Annotated in this window: 25 protein-coding genes; 11 read left to right on the forward strand and 14 right to left on the reverse strand. The window is 35.3% G+C overall.

Annotation, left to right across the window (positions count from 1 at the left end; all coding sequences use genetic code 11):
* Positions 1-4: 4 nt before the first annotated feature.
* Entirely contained in the window at positions 5-748 is a 744-nt protein-coding gene (locus tag I7X29_RS03410; RefSeq protein WP_198472827.1) for a shikimate dehydrogenase family protein, read from the reverse strand.
* An 86-nt stretch (positions 749-834) separates the two neighbouring features.
* Between I7X29_RS03410 and I7X29_RS03415 the strand changes: the two genes are divergently transcribed.
* The 3 genes from I7X29_RS03415 to I7X29_RS03425 all read left to right on the forward strand — a co-directional run bounded on the left by I7X29_RS03415 (position 835) and on the right by I7X29_RS03425 (position 4621).
* A complete protein-coding gene (locus I7X29_RS03415; RefSeq protein WP_198472828.1) occupies positions 835-2007 on the forward strand; it encodes an AIR synthase related protein in 1173 nt (390 codons plus the stop codon).
* Positions 2008-2065: 58 nt separating this feature from the next.
* Positions 2066-3154: a hypothetical protein gene (locus I7X29_RS03420; RefSeq protein WP_225883658.1), complete on the forward strand. Its 1089-nt coding sequence runs from the start codon at positions 2066-2068 to the stop codon at positions 3152-3154.
* A gap of 111 nt (positions 3155-3265) precedes the next feature.
* Positions 3266-4621: a peptidylprolyl isomerase gene (locus I7X29_RS03425; protein WP_034555793.1), complete on the forward strand. Its 1356-nt coding sequence runs from the start codon at positions 3266-3268 to the stop codon at positions 4619-4621.
* 106 nt (positions 4622-4727) lie between these two features.
* Here the strand turns inward: I7X29_RS03425 and I7X29_RS03430 are convergent, their stop codons facing one another.
* The 12 genes from I7X29_RS03430 to I7X29_RS03485 form a co-directional block, all read right to left on the reverse strand.
* Entirely contained in the window at positions 4728-6446 is a 1719-nt protein-coding gene (locus I7X29_RS03430; protein WP_198472830.1) for an alpha-amylase family glycosyl hydrolase, read from the reverse strand.
* A gap of 193 nt (positions 6447-6639) precedes the next feature.
* Positions 6640-7017, reverse strand: coding sequence for a hypothetical protein (locus I7X29_RS03435; RefSeq protein ID WP_198472831.1), 378 nt, complete (start codon positions 7015-7017; stop codon positions 6640-6642).
* 36 nt (positions 7018-7053) lie between these two features.
* Entirely contained in the window at positions 7054-8037 is a 984-nt protein-coding gene (locus tag I7X29_RS03440; RefSeq protein ID WP_198472832.1) for a leucine-rich repeat domain-containing protein, read from the reverse strand.
* Between the two features lie 2 nt (positions 8038-8039).
* On the reverse strand, positions 8040-9107 hold the full coding sequence (locus tag I7X29_RS03445; RefSeq protein ID WP_198472833.1) for a leucine-rich repeat domain-containing protein: 1068 nt from the start codon (positions 9105-9107) through the stop codon (positions 8040-8042).
* A gap of 12 nt (positions 9108-9119) precedes the next feature.
* Positions 9120-10227 (reverse strand): peptide chain release factor 2 gene (gene prfB / locus I7X29_RS03450; protein ID WP_198472834.1). Its coding sequence is split into 2 segments (ribosomal slippage): positions 9120-10163 and positions 10165-10227, totalling 1107 coding nucleotides; the frame shifts between segments, so codons are not numbered across the junction.
* Between the two features lie 54 nt (positions 10228-10281).
* Entirely contained in the window at positions 10282-10836 is a 555-nt protein-coding gene (gene frr / locus I7X29_RS03455; protein ID WP_198472835.1) for a ribosome recycling factor, read from the reverse strand.
* Positions 10837-10847: 11 nt separating this feature from the next.
* The gene (locus I7X29_RS03460; protein ID WP_198472836.1) at positions 10848-11081 is read right to left on the reverse strand and encodes a hypothetical protein; all 234 of its coding nucleotides are present in this window, start codon (positions 11079-11081) and stop codon (positions 10848-10850) included.
* Positions 11081-11284 carry a hypothetical protein gene (locus I7X29_RS03465; protein ID WP_198472837.1) on the reverse strand — a complete coding sequence of 68 codons (204 nt, stop codon included), beginning with the start codon at positions 11282-11284 and terminating at the stop codon, positions 11081-11083. Before I7X29_RS03465 ends, I7X29_RS03460 begins: the two co-directional genes overlap by 1 nt.
* 13 nt (positions 11285-11297) lie before the next feature.
* The gene (pyrH, locus tag I7X29_RS03470) at positions 11298-12005 is read right to left on the reverse strand and encodes a UMP kinase (RefSeq protein WP_198472838.1); all 708 of its coding nucleotides are present in this window, start codon (positions 12003-12005) and stop codon (positions 11298-11300) included.
* 150 nt (positions 12006-12155) lie between these two features.
* Positions 12156-12725: a 5-formyltetrahydrofolate cyclo-ligase gene (locus I7X29_RS03475; RefSeq protein ID WP_198466093.1), complete on the reverse strand. Its 570-nt coding sequence runs from the start codon at positions 12723-12725 to the stop codon at positions 12156-12158.
* Positions 12722-13579: a GH25 family lysozyme gene (locus I7X29_RS03480; protein ID WP_198472839.1), complete on the reverse strand. Its 858-nt coding sequence runs from the start codon at positions 13577-13579 to the stop codon at positions 12722-12724. Before I7X29_RS03480 ends, I7X29_RS03475 begins: the two co-directional genes overlap by 4 nt.
* Positions 13580-13598: 19 nt before the next feature.
* Positions 13599-14408 carry a M48 family metallopeptidase gene (locus tag I7X29_RS03485; protein ID WP_198472840.1) on the reverse strand — a complete coding sequence of 270 codons (810 nt, stop codon included), beginning with the start codon at positions 14406-14408 and terminating at the stop codon, positions 13599-13601.
* A 124-nt stretch (positions 14409-14532) separates the two neighbouring features.
* Between I7X29_RS03485 and udk the strand changes: the two genes are divergently transcribed.
* The gene (gene udk, locus I7X29_RS03490) at positions 14533-15147 is read left to right on the forward strand and encodes a uridine kinase (protein ID WP_198472841.1); all 615 of its coding nucleotides are present in this window, start codon (positions 14533-14535) and stop codon (positions 15145-15147) included.
* Positions 15147-15455, forward strand: coding sequence for a septum formation initiator family protein (locus I7X29_RS03495; RefSeq protein WP_002678902.1), 309 nt, complete (start codon positions 15147-15149; stop codon positions 15453-15455). Before udk ends, I7X29_RS03495 begins: the two co-directional genes overlap by 1 nt.
* A gap of 10 nt (positions 15456-15465) precedes the next feature.
* Here I7X29_RS03495 and I7X29_RS03500 read toward each other — a convergent pair whose 3' ends face one another.
* Entirely contained in the window at positions 15466-16212 is a 747-nt protein-coding gene (locus I7X29_RS03500; RefSeq protein ID WP_198472842.1) for a biotin--[acetyl-CoA-carboxylase] ligase, read from the reverse strand.
* Between the two features lie 95 nt (positions 16213-16307).
* Between I7X29_RS03500 and I7X29_RS03505 the strand changes: the two genes are divergently transcribed.
* The 6 genes from I7X29_RS03505 (at position 16308) to I7X29_RS03530 (ending at position 21754) form a co-directional block, all read left to right on the forward strand.
* Complete coding sequence (locus tag I7X29_RS03505; protein WP_198472843.1) at positions 16308-17081, forward strand: alpha/beta fold hydrolase; 774 nt, start codon at positions 16308-16310, stop codon at positions 17079-17081.
* Positions 17078-17773, forward strand: coding sequence for a peptidylprolyl isomerase (locus tag I7X29_RS03510; RefSeq protein ID WP_198466098.1), 696 nt, complete (start codon positions 17078-17080; stop codon positions 17771-17773). The genes I7X29_RS03505 and I7X29_RS03510 overlap by 4 nt, the downstream gene beginning before the upstream one ends.
* A 4-nt stretch (positions 17774-17777) precedes the next feature.
* Positions 17778-18890 (forward strand): lipid-A-disaccharide synthase, encoded by a 1113-nt coding sequence (gene lpxB, locus I7X29_RS03515; protein WP_198472844.1) that lies wholly within the window; start codon positions 17778-17780, stop codon positions 18888-18890.
* A complete protein-coding gene (locus tag I7X29_RS03520; RefSeq protein ID WP_198472845.1) occupies positions 18887-19684 on the forward strand; it encodes a rhomboid family intramembrane serine protease in 798 nt (265 codons plus the stop codon). The genes lpxB and I7X29_RS03520 overlap by 4 nt, the downstream gene beginning before the upstream one ends.
* 137 nt (positions 19685-19821) lie before the next feature.
* Complete coding sequence (locus tag I7X29_RS03525) at positions 19822-21228, forward strand: TlpA family protein disulfide reductase (protein WP_198472846.1); 1407 nt, start codon at positions 19822-19824, stop codon at positions 21226-21228.
* A 4-nt stretch (positions 21229-21232) separates the two neighbouring features.
* Positions 21233-21754: a DUF7935 family protein gene (locus I7X29_RS03530; protein WP_009413591.1), complete on the forward strand. Its 522-nt coding sequence runs from the start codon at positions 21233-21235 to the stop codon at positions 21752-21754.
* Positions 21755-21789: the final 35 nt, after the last annotated feature.

The raw sequence follows: 21789 nt of genomic DNA on the forward strand, positions 1-21789 counted from the left end.
TTTGTTAGCTCACTATTTTTTGCCAAATTTTCCACGATTTTTCAGCTTGTAATACTAACATCTGCAAACCATTACAAATGGTAGCCCCTCGCTGTTTCCCTTTTTGTAAAAAAGTAGTTTCTGCAGGATTATAGATGAGATCATAGAGCAAGTGCTGTGATGTGAGATATTCATAAGGAATTGGAGGACAATCCGTAATATTTGGAAAAGTCCCTAAGGGAGTACAATTTACAATCAAAGTATACTTTTGAAAAAGTTCAGGGGTAAGTTCATCATAAGCTAACTGACCTTCTTTAGGAGTACGAGATACAAATTGAGTACTAATTCCTAATTGCTTAAGAGCGTACGCTACAGCACTTGAAGCCCCTCCTGTACCCAATATAAGAGCAAAAGTGTGATGGGGTTGTAAAAGCGGACGTAATGATTCTCGAAAGCCATAACAATCAGTATTGTAGCCTATAAGTCCTTTAGGCGTTACTTGTATGGTATTTACAGCTCCTATATCATAAGCAGTAGGTTCTACCGCTATTAGGAACTTCATAATATCACGCTTATAAGGAATAGTTACATTCATTCCTCTTAAATTAGGTGTAGCACGCAATAAATCTGTCAGTTCATCAATATTTTGAATATCAAAATTCACATACTGACTGTTTTTTACATCTTCGCGTTTAAATTTTTCGGTAAAATAATTTCTTGAAAAAGAATAATCTATATTCTTACCTACTAATGCATATATGTCATTCATTTCTTTTTTTGGCAAAGATAAGGATAATTAATTAATTTGCCAATTGACAAATTATTCTTACTTTTGCCTCTCAAAATTAAACTATAATGGAAGTAAGTAAACGCTATGCACAACGCGGAGTTTCGGCTGCAAAAGACGAAGTGCATAAAGCTATCAAAAATATCAATAAAGGATTATTCCCCAAAGCCTTTTGTAAAATAGTCCCCGATTATCTTACGGGTGATGACCAATATTGCCTTGTAATGCACGCTGATGGTGCAGGTACTAAGTCGGCTTTGGCTTATATGTATTGGAAAACTACGGGCGATTTAAGTGTTTGGAAAGGCATTGCTCAAGATGCCCTCATAATGAATATAGATGATTTATTGTGTGTAGGAGCAGTCGATAACATTATGCTTTCATCTACTATAGGGCGTAACAAGAACCTCATTCCTGCAGAAGTTATTTCAGCAATCATCAATGGTACTGAAGAACTTATCAATGAATTAGCTAACTTTGGGGTACATATTCACTCTACAGGAGGTGAAACTGCCGATGTAGGTGATTTAGTACGCACTATCATTGTCGATTCTACTGTTACAGCACGTATGGAACGTAGTAAAGTGATTGATAATGCCAATATCAAAGCGGGTAATGTAATTGTAGGATTGGCTTCTTATGGGCAAGCTACCTACGAAACCGAATACAATGGTGGTATGGGTAGCAACGGACTTACCTCAGCTCGACACGATGTTTTCAACAAATCGTTAGCTAATCAATTCCCTGAAAGTTTTGATCTCTCAGTTCCTGAAGAACTCGTGTATACAGGAACTAAACACCTCACTGATAGTATTGTAGGCTCTCCTATAAACGCGGGGAAACTTGTCCTCTCCCCTACCCGCACCTATGCTCCTATTATCAAAAAGATATTAAAAAAATATGACAATACTCAAATATATGGAATGGTACATTGTAGTGGAGGAGCACAAACTAAAATATTGCATTTTATAGATAACTTGCATATTGTTAAAAACAATCTCTTCCCCGTTCCTCCTCTCTTTCGACTTATTCAAGAAGAATCTAAAACCGATTGGAAGGAAATGTACCAAGTATTTAACTGCGGTCATCGTATGGAACTCTATGTACCTGAAGCTATTGCCGAGGATTTGATAGCTATATCAGAATCTTTTGGCGTACCTGCTCAAGTAATAGGATATGTAGAAGCTTCTGATAAAAAATGTCTAACTATAAAAAGCGAATACGGTACTTTTGAATACTAAATTAAACATACAAACCGATATACGATGGGCATTTGCTTATTTTGCCATAGTTGTGTGCTTGGGTATCTTTATGCGCTCAGTACAAGTAGCCGACTATCCTTTTGTATTCAATTATCGGAATATTGTGCATACCCATTCTCATTTAGCTCTTTTAGGCTTTGTATACGTACTACTTTCGGCTATCTTAGCGCGAACTTTTATCCCTTTCAACAATCAACTGCACAAACGCTACCGTTGGCTATTCTACATCACCCAATTTTCAGTATTAGGTATGCTCTGTAGCTTCCCTTTTCAAGGATATGGAGCTATTTCTATCAGTTTTTCATCAGTATTTATCATTTGTACCTACTTCTTTGCGAGATTCTTTATAAAATATGCAACCTCCCCTTTTGTAAAGATGGGTATCTTTTATCTTATTTTATCAAGTTTAGGAATATGGTTTATGCCTGTAACTATCGTAAAGTTTGGTAAATTTTCTGAAATGTATATGTGTTCCATTGCCTTCTTTTTGCACTTTCAATACAATGGATGGATGCTTAGTAGCCTAATGGGACTCTTTGTGAAAAAATATGGTTGGGATATACAATACCCTCAACTTATCAAGCGCATATTTATTCTATTTCAAGTGGGAATTATAGGGTCGCTTTTTATCTCGTGGGTAGGCTATTTCAGTTATCCTATCTACTATATCGTTGGAGGTATTTCTGTACTTATTTGGCTTACCTCTGTAATAATGATATTGTGCCTATACCTAAAAACTCAACCAAAGAACTTTTTAGCAACAGTTTTTATTTGTTTTTTTATTGCCAAAGTAGCAATGATGTTCACTGGTGCTTTCCCTATGCTTACTCCCTATTTATTTAAAAACATCGACCTGTTAATTAGTTATTTGCACTTCAATTTTCTGGGGATTGTAACCATAGGTCTCCTGCTGTTTTTAGAAGATGTTTATAAAGTAAACCGTTGGCTTATTTATCTATTTCTCTTTTGTTTTATCACCACCGAAGGATTAATCACCTATAAGGGATTTTCAGTTATTGGAAACTACCCTATTTTTAGCAATTTTTATGAGTATTTGTGGTTATTCACTGCTCCTTTTTACTTCCCTGCAATAGGGTGGCTCATCGGTAGTTTTAAAATAAAATAACGTAGAATGTTTCATTTTTCCAATATAAATACTACTTTTGCAAATTAGTTAGTGCAATTAGGCACATCTTTTGATATGATAATAGAACGTTTAAAGTTAATAACAAAGTTTATGAATAAAACAAAAATTTGGTCGGTTCTTGTAATGTTGTTGTTTTCCACTCCATTTTTTGCCCAAAACAACGAGCGTAAAAAGGTAGATGGCGTGGCAGCTGTAGTAGGTGATTATCTAATTTTAGAATCGGATATCGACAAAGCGTATATTGATTTGCAACAACAAGACGTAGATACCCGTGAAATCAACCGTTGCCAGATGTTAGGCAAACTGATGGAGGATAAACTCTATGCTCACCAAGCAGTGCAAGATAGTGTGAAGCTCACCGATAGCGAAGTACGCGACCAAGTGAACCAACGTATTGAGTTTTTAACTGCTCAATTAGGTGGTGACATCAAAAAACTATTACAGTTCTACAAAAAAGATGATGAACAATCTATGCGCGACGAACTTTTCAACCTTTTAAAGGTGAGTATGCTCGCTCAGCGTATGAAACAACAAATTATAAAAGATGTAGAAGTAACTCCTGAAGAAATACGCACCTTCTTCAATGCTATACCAGCCGATGAGCGTCCGCATTTTGGTACTGAATTAGAAATAGCACAAATTGTGGTAAACCCTGTAGCTCCAAAAAGTTCAGTACAAAAAGTAATAGATCAACTCAATGATATTAAAAAGGATGTAGAAGAAAATGGTATGAGTTTTTCTACCAAAGCCATTCTCTACTCTCAAGACCGTGCTACTGGCGGACAAGTACTTACTTTCAACCGTAATTCTGCTTTCGATAAAGCTTTCAAAGATGTAGCTTTCTCCTTGCAAGAAGGAGAAATATCTAAACCTTTTGAGTCAAGTTTCGGTTGGCATATTATCCAAATGGACAAGATTCGTGGTAAAGAAGTGAGTGTACGCCACATTTTATTAATGCCTGATATCCCTGAGGAAGCTCTCAACGAAGCTAAAGAAAAAATAGCCAAAATTCGTGAACGCATCATTAACAAAGAACTTACTTTTGATGAGGCTGCACGTAATTTCTCTGATGAAAAAGAAACTCGTAACGATGGCGGTCAGCTTATCAACCCTGAAGATCTTTCTACTCGTTTTGAACTTACCCGTATAGAGCCTACCCTTTACGCACGTATTTCAGACCTAAAAGATAACGAGGTGTCAGTCCCTTTCCTTGATGAAGACAGAACTGGCAAAAAGACTTATAAGATTTACCAAATTACAAATCGTATTGATGAACACCAAGCCGATTTTGTAAAGGATTACGTAAAAATACAAGATTTAGCCCTCAAAGAAAAACAGCTAAAAGCTATCAACAAGTGGATGAAAGAACATATCGAAAAGACTTACATTTCAGTAAATGGAGAATATAAAAATTGTAAGTTTGAAAATAACTGGCTGAAGAAATAATTTTTCCTTACTTCAATGCGAAAATATCTAAAAAAAATAAAAAGTGAGAAACAAAACTATCTTAAGTTTTATTTCTCACTTTTTTATTACCAATATAAATACTTTATCAAGAAATTCTAAACACTAAAGACTCCAAAGGGGCTATATCTACTCGCAATCTTCCTTTGCCATTTTCTATATATAAAGTAGTTTGCTTTTCGTGGTAAAGAACATCGCTAAGGGTATATGTACCGTCATTCAAGAACCAACTGCCTAGCAAATAGGCTGGCAATTGCAAGTCAAAACCATAGCTTTCGTGTTCACTAAAATTGCACACCATCACCCATTGCTCTTCTTCATTCCCTCTCGCAAAACTATACACTTTGTCGTTGTAATAAACGGTGTGCTCTCGATTGTATTGATGCAAATCAATATAAGCACCATTGACCTTTAAATTGAGTAATCGCTGATAGAAATCGCGTAATGCTCGCTCCGAATTACTAAGCTGACCTCCGTCATATTGTTTGTTGTTTACCCACCGTTGATGAGCTGGGACTCCTATATAATCAAAAATAGAAGTACGCGACGGACTGCCAAAACCTGCCCATTCTGCCGCTCTCTCTCCCACCTCCTGACCGAAATACACCATTACTGGCGATTCGCTAATGAGGGTAGAAACTACCATTGCAGATTTAGCCTTTTCGGCATAGCCCGCAAATTCTGGTGAGGCTATACGTTGCTCATCGTGGTTTTCTAAAAAATGCAACATACGGTCTGAAATATCGGAGAGGTTGTGTTGTATAGGGGCTATGGCATCAGTGGTATGTGCGTGTGCTACGATATTGCGCAAAGTGTCATACAATTGCACTTTGTCGTAGAGGTAATCCATCTTCCCTAAGTGTAAATAAGGACGATATTCATTGGGGTTGTATACCTCAGCCAGCAGAAAAGCCTCTGGGTTATGATGTTTAATGGTCGAATTGAGATAACTCCAAAACTCCACAGGTACCATTTCAGCCATATCATAACGGAATCCATCTACACCTTTTTCAAGCCAATACAAAGCAATATCTTTAAACTTTTGCCAAGTATTAGGTACGATTTGCTCTTGCCAAAAACGGTAATGCACTTCTGTATCTTCACTCTCAAAACCTATAGGTAGTTCTGGAAAATCCTTAATGCCATCAGGGCGTACCCCATAGTTGAGCTTTACGGTTTCATACCAATCATTGCGATCGGGCTGAGAAGCACGCGCTCCATTACCTGTCCATTTAGCAGGAAACTCGTGATATTCACCATAAATACCTTCAGGTAGTTTAAAAGCCTCATTAGGGTTGTAATAGAAATTATTGTTTACAGCATAAGTCACCGAAATATCATCATCTTCACCAAAACCTTTTACACCCTCAGGTTTAGCAATACTCTCATAACGGCGTGCCACGTGATTAGGCACTATATCCATAATCACTTTCAGTCCGCACTGGTGCGTACGTGTGATGAGGGCTTCCCACTCCTCCAAACGTTTTAAGGGATTGTCAGCAAGGTCTGGGTTTACAGTGTAATAATCCTTTATGGCATAAGGAGAGCCCGCGCGTCCTTTTACTACTGCGGGAAAGTCATTACTGATGCCGTAAGCCGTATAATCAGTAGTGAGAGCGTGATGTAACACCCCTGTAAACCATATATGTGTGGCTCCTAACTTTTTTATTTCTAATAGAGCCTTCTCAGTAAAATCAGAGAACTTGCCCACTCCATTTTCATCCTTAGTGCCCCACGCTTTATTGGTAGTATTAGTATTCCCAAAAAGCCTTGTCAACACCTGATAAACTACTATTTTTTCGTTCATTTTAAACTGTTTTAGCTTCTTCTAATAACTCAATAAATACATCATAATCAACCTTATGAGTTATTATATCCTCATTAATTGGTTTGACCGTAGGCGTTTCTACAAAGAAATTACCATTATCATCATAACTAACTAATGTATATATTTATCATCTATATAAATCTCAGCTACTAAATTGTCATAATTACAATCGCTACATATTAATATTTCTTTCTTCATATAGCAATTCTTCCTCAAAAAATCTTCTACTACTACCTAATAAAATATAAAAAGGCTTACTATCTTTAAAATGCCAATATCGATCTTTTATAATAGCTTGTTTTTTACTAGCTACTACCAATACCAAAGTACCTATTTCTATAAAACTACCTTCTATAACTTTCATAGCTTCTTTCTGTATAATAAATACTTTATCACCATAAGATATTTTATAATATGTACTTAAATCTTCAAGGATAGTAAATAACTTTCCTTGCGGATTCAATGCTTCAAACATTTCTATTCCACTGTTGTCTAATAAAATATTGTCTTTATTCTTGTTCAACAACCAAAAACAAACTCCATATAGCATTACTAAAATAGTTTCAATCGTTGTTTCTCTTTTAATCTAATCGTATTGTATCTTACCTATCTCGGGAAATCTCTCCAAAAAGTTTCTTGTTTCTTTCATCGTTTTGAGTTTTATTGTAATACTTTCCAAAAAAGGAAATACTTCAGGAATGAGCCAAGACAAATCTTCTAATCTAAACGAATTGGTAGCAATACGCAAACGGCACAGTTGCTTCACCTCTCTGATGCTGAAAATATCAGTGAGTCCTTTCATATTCATCAGCGAAAGATAGGTAAGTTGTTTTAGTTCGGCAAGTGAAGGGAGTTTAGCAATTTTATTAGCTCCTAAAAAAGATAAACTTTCTAAATGTATTAACCCCGAAATAAAACTAATATCTTCTAACTTATTGCTATTGAATAGCAACAATTCTTTCAAATTAGGCATCTTTTTGTCGAGGTCTGTACTTTGTAGCCCTTGCACTTCCAAAAACTCCATAGTGGGCATTACTTGAACTAAATCTGTTTGTAAGCCTCTCACATTCATTTTCTTTAATGATTGCAACATCGATAGCTCTTGATGTTGTTTTTTTGTTAGAGGAAGTTCTAAGTTTATCTTTTCTAATTTATAGCAAGATTCCAAAGGAGTAAGACTTAGATTTTTATCATACCGAAGTGCCAAAACTAATTCTTTTAGGTTTTGAAAATACTCAATACCTTTGAGCGAATCAAATCCCCAATCTCTATTACTAATAAACACTTGCTCTACATTCCATATACTTTTAAAATCCTCTATATTTATCCAAGCCTCCTGATTATTTTCTCTTAGCAATTGCAATATAAACACCGATTTATGAGGCTGTGCCAGCACCTCTGATAGCACTTCTAACTTTTCAGATTTAGGAGCTTCCTCAAAACGAAGCCTAATAATATGATTCTCTATTTCTTTTAGTTGTAAAATAGTTTTATCACTCGCATTATTTATCTCTAATAAAGCGAGATTTTTTCCATCATAATCTGAATAAATTTGAATTTCTTTGTTCATTATCAACTCTCATCTGGTATTATCCAAAGTGCAATATCTCGTTTCTCTATTTCATCTATTATTTTTAGAACCTTATGTTTTTCTATTTCTAATACTTTTAAATTCTTAATAAACGATATATCATCTATTTCTTTGATAAATTCATTGTCATACAAACAGAGCCTTTTTAAATTTGGCAATTGCTCTAAGCCTTCTAAACTTTCTATTTCGGAGCCATAACTCACATCCAAATGCTCAAGAGACTTCAATTTACTAAACGGAAGAAAGTTTTTAAAAGGACAAGATAGCATCTCAATATATTTTAATTTTTTGCATACCTCCAAGCCATCAAAAGTTTGCGAATCATCATAATAAGTATGAACAGCATACAATTCTCTCAAATTAGGGGTATTTTTGAGTGAATAGAAATCAAAACCTTTCAACTTTATATGTAATTTTTTGAGCTTGGGCAATGCAATATCTATTTCTTTAAAATGTTCAGCATCCAATTTCTCAAGCAAAGGAATATAAGCTCCTTTCAAACTATTAACCGAATAAGGCAATGCCAACTCCCGTAAAGAAGGTAAATATACATCTTTTAAACTATCTGTTTTGAAACCTCCTATGCCTAAACTCCTCAGAGAAGGCAAATGAGCCTCTGCCAACGAATATACATAAGGATTTTCTTCTGGATAGTTTCGATTAAAAATAGTCAATTCTTTTAAAGAAGGTAACTGAAGAAATTGACAAAATCGCTTTGAATAGATAATGCTATCAGAAATATATAATTCCTTGAGCTTTTTAAATTCAGTAAGTGCACTCAAATCATCTAAAGTGCACCTCAAAAAATTTATACTTTTTACAGTATCAGCAAAAGGCAAAAAATCATCAAATGATTTTATATCCTTATCCATAAAAAATAATTCCACAGGTATTCCTCTGTATAATCGTATGAAATTGCCATACCCTTGATGGGAATAAATGATTTTTAAATTGTATTTGTCGGTAAAATAGGTGTACATAAATAGATGTATTATTAAAAAATACTTTGCCAAAGGTTTTATAGCCTGTTGTGCTACAACCTTTGGCAAAGTTATATTTTATTAATCAGTATCGCCTGCACGACTCGTACCCATAAGCATTAAGTAGGCTTTAAGAAATTCGTCGAGTTCGCCGTTCATTACGCTATCTACATCAGTAGATTCGTAATTAGTGCGTACATCCTTTACGAGTTTATAAGGGTGCATCACATAGTTGCGTATTTGTGAACCCCACTCTATTTTCATTTTGCCTGCTTCTATCTCATCGCGTTTGGCTTGACGCTTTTTGAGTTCTATTTCATACAGTTGTGATTTGAGCAATTGCAATGCCTTGTTTTTATTATCGAGCTGACTGCGGGTTTCGGAGTTCTCAATAATAATTCCCGTAGGGTGGTGGCGGAGGCGTACTGCAGTCTCTACTTTGTTCACATTCTGTCCACCGGCCCCGCTAGAACGCATCGTCTCGAAAGTAATATCGGCAGGATTAATTTCTATTTCAATAGTATCATCTGCTAGCGGGTATACATATACCGAGGCAAAAGAAGTATGGCGTTTAGCATTGCTATCAAAAGGTGAGATGCGCACCAAGCGATGTACGCCATTCTCTCCTTTGAGATAACCAAAGGCATATTCACCTTCAATTTCAATAGTAACTGTTTTAATGCCTGCTACATCACCTTCTTGGAAGTTGAGCGTTTTTACCTTATACTTTTGGTTGTTGCACCACATTGTGTACATACGCAAGAGCATTGAAGCCCAATCACAACTTTCAGTACCGCCTGCTCCTGCAGTAATTTGTAGTACAGCACTCATCGCATCGCCTTCATCAGAGAGCATATTGCGGAATTCCAATGCCTCAATAGCGTGTAGGGCTTGTGCGTATTGCTGGTCTACCTCGTCGGCAGTAGCTTCGCCTTCTTTAAAAAAGTCGAGCAACACCTCTACATCTGAGGTAAGGCTTTCAGCTTCCTCATAATCTTCTACCCATTTCTTTTGGGTGCGAAGTTCACGCATCACCTTTTCAGCCTCTTTGGCGTTATCCCAAAAGTCAGGTGCAAAAGTCTTCTCTTCTTCGTTACTTATTTCAATACGTTTGGCATCTATGTCAAAGATACCTCCTTAACGCACCCAGGCGATTCACTAAATCCTTAACTTGTTCGTTATTTGTCATTTCTTATTACTTATTATATTACTATACCCTATCCTCTCTTATCTCTTACCTAACCTAAACTTTTAGTATCTCAGCTTCTTTAGTAGCCAATACTTCTTCTACTTTTTTGATGTATTTATCAGTAAGTTTTTGTACACGCTCTTCAGCATCTTTCTTGATATCGTCAGAAGTTTCTACTTTTTTGATTTCCTTGTTAGCATCTTGTCGAGCATTGCGTACACTGATTTTAGCGTCTTCACCTTCACCTTTAGCTTGTTTTACAAGCTCACGGCGACGTTCTTCGGTAAGTGGTGGAACAGTGATAATCACCATTTCGCCATTGTTCATAGGGTTAAAGCCTAAGTTAGCTATTTGGATAGCCTTCTCAATAGGTTGAATCATTTTCTTTTCCCAAGGCTGAATAGAAATGGTACGTGAGTCGGGAGCTGACACGTTAGCTACCTGACTAAGAGGGGTTTGCGCTCCGTAATAGTCTACCATTACGCTACTTACCATTTGCGGACTAGCCTTACCTGCGCGAATATTGCCCAAAGCCTTGTCCAAGTGTTGCAACGCCTCTTGCATCGCCTCGTTTGTAGTGTCTAAGATAATATTAATTTCTTCGTTCATTGTATATTGTTTTATTTATTAGTATTAGTTTTATTAGATAATAACTTTTTAATTTTCATTTGTAGATTATTGTTCTTCTTATGAAAGAAGAAAATACCTACAATCAATAAAATTGTCAATAATGGTTGTATAATCACAAACAAATAGATATTCACTGCTTCATAAGTAGTTCCAAAAGAATCTGCTAATAAATGCAAGCCTTCCACTACAAGGTCAAAATATCTATGTAATAGATTTTGTTCCATTAGTAGTGTGATTCTAATTGTTTAATAAAGCGCTTTTTCTCTCTGTATTGTACGTATTTAACTACAAAAAGTACCAAAAGAGCTATATCTACCATAGGCATTAGAAAAATAAAGACAATAGCATTCACTTCTTTATAGGTAAACCCTGTAAAATTTGCCAATGATTGCATTACTTCACAACACCAATTGAACAATACTTCCATTAATCAGTAATCATTAATCATTAACTACGGTTCCTACATTTTCCCCTGCTACTACTTTAGCGAGATTGCCTTTTTTGTTCATATCAAATACAATAATAGGCAAATGGTTCTCTTGGCTAAGAGTAAAAGCCGTCATATCCATTACTTTAAGGTTTTTATCAATACATTCATTAAAAGAGATGTGACTAAACTTCACTGCCTTAGGGTCTTTCTCAGGGTCGGCAGTATAGATACCATCTACGCGAGTCCCTTTGAGGATTACATCAGCATTGATTTCAATAGCGCGAAGTACGGCTGCCGAGTCAGTTGTAAAGTAAGGATTACCAGTTCCTGCCCCGAAGATAACTACACGCCCTTTCTCTAAATGGCGTACAGCACGACGCTTGATAAAAGGCTCTGCGATGGCTTCCATCTTAATAGCTGTTTGCAAACGAGTGAAGATACCTTCATCTTCCAACGCACTTTGTAGAGCAAGCGAGTTGATAACAGTAGCAAGCATTCCCATATAGTCGCCTTGCACCCTATCCATACCATTGCTGGCTCCTGCTACCCCACGAAAGATATTCCCGCCACCAATCACGATAGCTACTTCTACTCCTTGTTTTACTACCTCTTTTATCTCGGTAGCATATTCTTTTAATCGAGCAGGGTCAATACCGTACTGACGACTCCCCATAAGAGCTTCCCCGCTGAGTTTAAGTAAAATTCTTTTATATTTCATTTCAATTGATAATTGACTTAATTCACTAATTTTGAGGGCAAAAATAAAGAAAATAAGAGTATTACGCAAATTATTTAGAGGAATTATAGAACACTTTGTCAAAGACTTAAATTTTTAATAAAGCATCTATAAGTCGAAAACAACTGATAATCATTCAATTGTTATAATTTTTTCTGGGGTTGCTATATGTGTAAGACGAACATCAGTAGGAAGAGAAATAGACGAAAAATTCTCTTCAGGTAAAAAAAATGAAAGCCCTATTTTAAGAGTTTCTGGACGGCATTCTGCTAAAAATCGGTCATAGTAGCCTCCTCCGTAACCTATACGATTACCATATAGGTCGTAAGCGAGAAGAGGAACAAATACTACTTCTATTTTATGTGCAGAAATAGCAATTCCATCTTTAGGTTCTGGCACTCCCCAACTATTCGTTTGTAAAAGAGTATCTTTGGTAAATGGTATAGAAGTAAGAGTTCGCTTTTCAGAGTTCATTTTTGGTACCACTACTTGTTTATTTTTCTCATAAAGAAGTTGTAGAATAGGGGTTGTATCAACCTCATTGAGTTTTTTAATAGATAGGAATAGGTGATAACAATTATACCCCCATATATCACATAGTGAAAGCTGCTGAGCGATTTGTAGGCTCATCATCTCTCGCTTAGCTACCGATAAGGCTGTGCGCTTCTGTTTGTAGAGTTGCCGTAATTCTTTCTTGGTCATTTGATTAATAGGGATTGTATTTCGGTAATGTCTCCATTGAAAACATTAAAGTCTATCTTCACTTTAGCCCCTGCGGTAATGCCATTTTCAGTAAATTGCCACATCTTCCAAGTAAATACCGAGGTAGGCACCGATACATTGTTGTAGTTAGCTACCCAAAGAGGATAACTCTTAAAAATAGGGTACAAATAATCTTCATAAAAACTGATATAAGTATAAAGTATAGGTTTGCGTTTGTAGCGTTTTTCAACGAGGTCTAACCACGTTTGTATATCTTTAAGGAATTGTTCTTTTGTTTTTTTCTTGGGCAACTGTTCTACATCTAATATAGGTAGGAAATCACCCTTTTCAAGCGTAGTGTTTTTGAGGTAAGATTGAGCTTGTAACACAGGATCTTCATCGGGACGATAGTAGTGATAAGCCCCTCGTATCAGTTGATGTTTTTTAGCTTCCTTCCAAAAGTGAATGAAGTTTTTATCGGTAGCTTCGTTGCCCATTGTCGCCCTAAAAATAGTAAATTGCAAGGGGTAACGAACTGTTTTGTTTTTGATGTAAAGACTATCCCATTGTATTTCATCGCGCTCCTGATAATGAGAAAGGTCAATACCGAATACTTTATCGTAATACAAGCTCACTATGCGTTCAATACGCGCACTCTCGTAAGTAGAATTCATTTTGCGAGAAGTGAGTTTATTGAGGATTTTTTGGTAAAGGGCTGGATAATAGTTTCTAATATAAAAAGCACCTCCTACCCCCAACAACAAAAGACACGCTAAAAATACACTTAAGTATTTAAAAGCGTTAGACTTTTTCCTTCTGAGGGCACGAGGTGCCTTTCTTTGTTTTTTTCTCATTTATATGATAGAGAGGTTATTATTTTATAGGTGTTTTAGGTAGGGTTACCTCTCCAGGGTCTTTCCAAAGACCATCTTTAATAGCGCGTTTTTTAGCAGCTTCAGCACGTTTTTCGCTATCGGGGTGTGAACTCATCATTTTCTGAAATTTGCTTCGAGTGTCACCCCCTGAAAGTAAAGCCATTTTTTTGAATGCAGTGTAAACTGCTACTACGTTATAACCGTGTTTTTTCATAAAGTTATAAGCGTATTCATCAGCTTGTGATTCTTGCTTTTTACTATGTTTAGCATCAAGCATAGCATTAGCCATCTCTCCAAGTTCGGTGTCGCTCAAAGCTCTCACTGCTCCTGAAGCTGCTCCTGCAGCATCTTGGGCTGCTGCACGCATATAAGCTGATTTAATAGCATCTTTAGTATCTTCATTTTTCACGTGACCTATTTCGTGACCAATGATTGCCAAAAGTTCATCATCAGTCATCAAATCCATCAATGAAGAGAATACACGCACACTACCATCAGCACAAGCAAAAGCGTTGATATCAATCACGTGATACACTTTGTAGTTAAGGTTGAGTCCATCTTCGCTCTTGTGCTTGCCAAAAAGGCGATTCAAACGCTTGGTATAAAGACTTTTACTATCGGTTACTGGATTGTGCTTATCCATCCATTCTACCGATTCTTTCGAAAGTTTTTTAGCATCTTCGTTGCTAAAAGCAAGTGCTTGAGCTCCTTTAGAAACAGCGCTTGCAGCCTTTCCTAAATTAATTTTCTGAGCTTGGCAAAAACCAAATACTCCTACGCATAACGCAGTTAAGATAATTTTTTTCATCGAAAAATTCTTTTTAATTAATGCGACAAATGTAATACTTTTTTAATACACTACAAAATGTTTCTCTTTTTTTTATTTTTTTAATCCCCTCTTTTTTACTAATTTTGCCGCAAAATTTAAAAAAATGCTTATCATAGGAATTACAGGCGGTACTGGTTGTGGTAAAACTACCGTTGTTAATCAAATAATTAAAGAACTTTCTGGCGAAGAAGTGACCGTTATCTCACAAGATTCTTACTATAAAGACTTGAGTCATTTATCGTTTGCCGATCGCACTAAAATAAATTTTGACCACCCCAATTCTATAGATTTTGAATTGCTAAAAGAACACCTTTTGGCTCTCAAAGAAGGTAAATCAATTGAAAGTCCTACCTATTCGTTTGTAGAACACAACCGCACTCCCGAAACTGTTTTGGTAAACCCTACAAAAGTGGTAATTGTAGAAGGCATTCTCATCTTTGCCCATCCTGATATTCGCCAATTATTTGATATTAAAATTTTTGTCCATGCCGACTCCGATGAGCGACTTATCCGCCGTATTAAACGTGACATTACTGAACGCGGCAGAGATGTGAGCGAAGTACTCAACCGTTACCAAACTACTCTCAAACCTATGCACCTCGAATTTATAGAACCTGCTAAAGAATTTGCCGATATTATTATTCCTAACAATCGCCGCAATACTGTAGCTATAGAAATCCTCAAAACTCTTGTTCACAATCGTATTTTTCAACAATAATGAAAAAAACAGCTAATTTTTCGTCTATTTTCAAAGGATACAAAAAATACCTCGTCGTAGGGGGGGTATTTACTATCTATATGCTCTTTTTTGACAATGCTTCCTTTTTGGTACATAGAAATATGAACAGTGAATTAGATAAACTCACTCGACAAAAACAATTCTTGCAAAAAGAAATTGAAAAAGACAAAAAAGAATTAGAGGCTCTCTATACTGATGAAGGCAAAGAAAAATTAGGACGTGAAGTGTATTATTTAAAACATGATGATGAAGAAGTTTTTATCATTGAATATGATACCATTAATTAGGTGTTAGAAATTAGTACAATAGTTCTATCTGTTTGAGAGAAAATTTTTTAATTGTCTCTTCAGTTGCTACTATCAATTCTCCTATAGATGTAACTCCTTTTATAATTCCCATAAAATGTATTCCTTCAGGCGACCTAAAAGTAGATACTTTTTCTAAACGAAACAAATAATTTCTGTACTCATTATATATCTCCTCAAAGGAAAAATTCTCTATTACACTTAATTCTTTTTCTATATCACTAATAATGCGCTTCATTAGCTGTTCTATATCCAAATTCTTCTTGATAATATTCTTCAATGAAGAAGCTTTAGGCAACCCTTCAAACTCTATTTGATTCACATTCAATCCTATACCTATGACACTTTTAGCTATTTGTTGCCCTTGTAATACATTTTCTATCAGTATCCCTCCTACTTTTTTATTATTAATTAAAATATCATTAGGCCATTTGATGTAGAGCTCTTCAGTGAGTGAGTGTTCTCTTAAAACATCTTCTACTGCTCTCACCACAGCTATAGCAACCGACATATTTAGCAAAAAAGCCTGCTGTAGCAATAGCTTTTTAGGAATAAAAAGCATACTAAAAGTAAGATTTTGATAAGGTTCTGTTTGCCATTTTGCCCCATACTGTCCTACACCTGCCGTTTGTTGTGGTGTCCATATAGTGAGAAAGTTAGGTAATGAAGTTTCAGAATGTACAAGCTCTTTTAGATAGCGATTTGTAGAATCTACAGTTTTTAATTCAATAATATTCATAGTGCAAAAGTATAAATAATTTGTCAATTTATCAATTTGTTTATTAACAAATTAAAAAAATATTACTACTTTTGTCCTTTCTATAATTTGTTAAAATGAAAACACCTATTTCTTACTATACTTTACAAGGTAATCTCTCTAACAAAACACTTGTATTTCTTCATGGTTTCTTAGAAGATAGCACTGTATGGAATACACTTTCTAAATCGCTTTCCGATACTTATAAGATATTGTGTATAGACCTTTTAGGACACGGAAAAACCCCTACTATTGCCCCCGTACACACTATGGAAATGATGGCTGATGAAGTAAAAGCTGTTTTAGACTATGAGAACATTTCTAAATGTATCTTAGTAGGACACTCTATGGGAGGCTATGTTGCACTTGCTTTTGCTGAGCGTTTCCAACAAAATATTGAAGGTTTAGTATTGCTCAACTCTACTCCCCTACCCGACTCTGAAGAAAAAAAAGCCAATCGCGACCGTGTATTGAAAGTTATTGAAAAAGAAAAAGAACTATTTGTACGTACAGCTGTTACTAATTTGTTTAGCGAAAAAAACCGCACTACAATGACAGTTGCTCTACAACAACTCATCAACATTGGTATCACAACACCTAATGAGGGGATTGTAGCCGCTTCTTTAGGAATGAAAGAGCGCCCCGATCGTACCTCAGTACTTCAACATCTTTCAGCTAAAAAACTCTTTATCTTAGGAAAAGAAGATACTTTAATTCCTTACCAAAAAATGACAGCTTTAGGCGAATCTATAGGAATGCAAAGCGCTGTATTAGAGGGCGGACATCTGGTATATATTGAAAACGAAGCAGCCACCATAGAGGTGTTGCGTAATTTTATGAAACAAATATGAGAAAATGCTTATTATTGATAGGCTTATTGACTGTAGCTTGTAACGAGCCTTCACCTAAAACAACTACTACACAAAGTAGTACAACAACTTCAAAAGACACTACAACAACTGTTGCAGAAGAAAAGGTAGCTCCTGTAGAAACACTCACTACTGATAATGTAATCCCCTTTCTCAATCAATATGAGAAAGAAAACAAAGAGCGTTTTGTACGAATCATTACCGATTATGGGAATATCGATATTGAATTGTTTAATGAAACTCCCTACCATCGCGCTAACTTTATCTTTCTCACCAAACAAAAATATTTTGACGGCACTGTTTTTCACCGAGTGGTAAAAAATTTTGTCATACAAGGAGGCAATTCCGAAACTTGGGAAATAAGCCGCCGAAGAGCTGCCATAGGGTCTTATTTATTACCTCCAGATACCAAAAAAGGTTTCAAACACCATCGCGGTATTGTTTCTATGCCTAGTAGCGATATCGACAATCCACACCAATTCGCTTCACCTTATGAGTTTTTTATTGTAGTACAAAAACCTGGTGCATATCATTTAGACGGTAACTATACAGCTTTTGGCAAAGTAATAGCAGGTATGGACGTGGTAGATAAAATTAACCAAGTCCCCACTGAAGGCAGAGATAATTGGCCTACTAAAGACATCAAAATGAAAGTAATAATCCTTAATAAATAAACAAATGAAATACTATATTATCGCTGGAGAAGCATCGGGTGACTTGCACGCTGCTAACCTAATGAAAGCCCTTTTAGCTAAAGATCCTCAAGCAAACTTTCAATTTTGGGGAGGCGATCGTATGCAAGCAGTCGGAGGTACCCTCGTAAAACACTATAAAGATCTAGCCTTTATGGGTTTTTTAGAGGTATTACTCAACTTACGTACTATCCTCAAAAACATTAGTTTTTGTAAGAAAGACATCTCTGAATTTAAACCCGATATACTCATTTTTATAGATTATCCTGGGTTCAATATGCGTATTGCCAAATGGGCTAAACAGCAAGGCATCCCTACTCATTACTATATATCTCCTCAAATATGGGCGTGGAAAGAAAATCGCATCAAAGCCATCAAACGCGATGTAGATGCTATGTACGTGATTTTGCCTTTTGAAAAAGACTTCTATGAAAAGGAACATCAATACCGTGTACATTTTGTAGGACATCCCCTCCTTGATGCCATTGCTCAACGACAAGAAGTAGATGAGGTTACTTTTAAAGCTGAAAACGGCTTAGACCATCGTCCTATTATAGCCTTACTACCTGGCAGTAGGAAACAAGAAATTGCTAAAATGCTAAAGATAATGCTCTCTATAGTAGACGACTATCACCAATATCAATTCGTAATTGCAGGCGCTCCTTCTATTGACTATCACTTTTACCAACGCTTCATCAAAGAGGAAAACGTACATTTTGTAAGCGGAAAAACCTACGATTTATTGTCAATTTCGTATGCTGCTTTGGTAACTAGTGGTACAGCTACCCTAGAAACAGCCTTATTAAATATCCCCGAAGTAGTATGTTACAAAGGAAATTGGATTTCTTATCACATCGCTAAACGTATTATCAAACTAAAATATATCTCATTAGTAAATCTCATTATGGATAAACCAGTTGTAACCGAACTCATTCAAGGAGATCTTACTAAAAAGAACCTGAAGATAGAATTAGATAAACTCTCTACCTATCGCCACCGGTATGAAGTATTTAAAGACTATGTTCAACTTAGAGAGAAATTAGGAGGTGAAGGTGCTAGTGAAAAAACAGCATCACTCATACTAAAACAACAACAATGAATTCCTTATCACAAAAATTCAATGCCGCTAATAAAGTGATTATATTCACACTAATAGCTTTTGGTATCACCCAAGGTTTAGTATATGGAGGAATATTCTCTCAATCACAACTGAACCAATGGTTATGTGTACCTCAACAACTACCCTTATTTTTAGAACGACCTTGGACGCTGCTTAGCTATGCTTTTTATCACGTGAGTATAGAACATTTATTTTGGAATATGTTTTTTTTGTTCTTCTCTGGACACGTATTTTTCCGTCTTTTCAAAACAAAAACTTTCATAAGCGTTTATTTTTTCAGTTTGATAGGAGGAGGTATTGCATTTTTATTATGGGGTTATATCACTCCCGAAATAGCGAGCAACAATGCCTTATTAGGTGCTTCGGCAGCTGTTATAGGTCTTTTGTTCTTCGTGGTTACTATTTTTCCCTCATATAAAATATATGTCTTTAGTTTTAGAATCCGATTATTGTTTTTCCTTCTCGCCCTTATATTATTTGATTGTATAGATATTTCTAATAATTTTGGAGGAAAAATAGCCCATTTTGGAGGAATTCTAAGCGGAATATTAGTCGGTTTTAGCTATAAACACCTCTTTTCTCCCAAGAAAAACCCCAATACTCTTTCTACACCTTCTATTATAGAACCTCAAACGTCTCATATATCCGAAAACCAAAGAATTAAACAACACCAAATTCAAAAATTATTCAACAAAATTAATACCAGTGGCTATGATAGCCTTACCGATGAAGAAAAAAAATATCTTTTTCAAGCTACTAAAGAAAATGAGTAATTGTATGTTAAAAAATATCTACAAAAGTTAATTAATGTTAATATTCTACATTGACTATTTATTTAACATGCTTTTAACTTTTTAGATTAGATAGTTTTTGTACTTTTGCCACCAGTAGTTGAATGATTTTTTGATTTATGACGATGAGAAAACTTTTATTATTAACCCTTATCATTACCTTAGTAGGCTGTAAAAAACAACCTACAAACAGTACCTTTTTTACAGGTTTCTTTCCAAACTCTAAAGATTCATTAGTGGTTTTATATGCTAATGATACTCCTATTGACACCACCTTCCTGAACAAAGATAAGAACTTTACTTTCTCTTTAAATATCAAAGAAAGTAAATTGTATAATTTTGAAATAGGAGGAAAATATCAATATGTATTTTTAGAACCTTTGGATAGTTTAGTGGTTTATGCTAATACTTTGCGCTTTGAGGAGAGTATTTCTTTTTCAGGAAAAGGATCGGCTATCAATAACTTTTTGCTTTCACAGCTAAGTAACATCGATATCCAAAGTGATGAATTGAAAAAATATCATTCCCTCCCCCCTATAACATATAAAGAAAAAATTGATTCCATTTTGATAATAAAGAAAAAAGAGTGTGATAATTTCATAAAAAATCATCCTTATCTCTCTGAAAAAGCTAAAAATATAGCCTTAGTGAGCAGTATATTCCCTCTCTATAAAGAGATTGAAATATATCCATTTATATATCAAGATAAGAATAAAAATCTTACAAACCACCTTTTACCCTCTGATTTCTACAACTATAGGAAACAAATTGACTATAATAACTTCTTTTTAGAATACTACCGACCTTATTATAGCTATATGGTAATGTATGTGAATAACTTAGCCTTTACAAAGTACACTCACAACAATAGTACCTTAGTAGATCTAAACCGAGAGTTAGGTTTTCACTTAGAGAAAATTAAAATTATTGATAGCTTGTTTAATAAAGGAAGTTTGAGAGATAATCTATATCGAAATGCCGCTTATGCTTATATCTTTAACATTCAAGAACATGCTCAATATCAAGATTATTTTGATAAATTTGCAAAGTATAATAAGGATAATGAACACAAAGCTGAATTAGATAAAGTGTTTAAAAATGTAATCGCTTTGCAAGCTGGACAAATCCCCCCCGATTTCGATTTGATAGACACCAAAGGCTCTCTCACTAAGTTTTCAGCAATACAAAAACCCGAAGTAACCATATACTACTTTTGGTCAGTAAACCAAAGAGAACTCTCTAACTTGATTTTTAATAGAATCGCTCAACTGAAAAGTCTATTCCCTAATGTAAAATTTGTAGGTATTGATATAGGGCAAGATAAAAACCAATGGCGCAAGAGAATTTCTGAAAATCAATGGACAGACCAATATCACTCCATCAACTTTATGGATTTGTCTCAGAAATTCCTTATCAACAATATCAATAAATCAGTAATTATAGATAAAAACGGGCGTATCATATCAGCTTTTGAAGATATATTCAGCCCTAACTTAGAAAAAATTTTATTGTATAAAGCATCTTAAATTTATGTCTGACCAAATTGTCAATTTCATTATGTATTGTATCCCTGCGCTTATTGTAGGGGCTATTGCTTTCTATTTCTTTAGAATGCACATTCAAAACGAGGATAGAAAACGTTTTTTCTTACTACAACAAGAAAACCAAAAATACGCTTTACCTATCCGTTTGCAAGCTTATGAGCGTATGACACTCTTCTTGGAACGCATTGCTCCTCAACAACTCTTTTTGCGCATCCCTCCCCACAACTTTTCTAAACAAGAGTACGAAATACTTCTCGTGAATTCTATAGATGAAGAGTTTGAACACAATTTGGCACAGCAAATATATTTAAGCGGACAATTGTGGCAAATCATCAGAACAGCTAAAATAGCTACTATTCACATAATTCGGAAAGCTGCTCATAATGATGAACTAAAAGATTCACAAGCAATGGTAGAGGGTATATTTAAAGAGTTTGCCGAAAAAGCAACTCCATCAGCTAATGCATTAAGCCACTTAAAAGAAGAAGTAAAACAATTTTTAAGATAAAATTGTCACATAATTAAACGTTATAGAATTAGCCA

Origin of the sequence: Capnocytophaga periodontitidis (assembly GCF_016126015.1) — a bacterium.
Classification (GTDB): Bacteria; Bacteroidota; Bacteroidia; order Flavobacteriales; family Flavobacteriaceae; genus Capnocytophaga; species Capnocytophaga periodontitidis.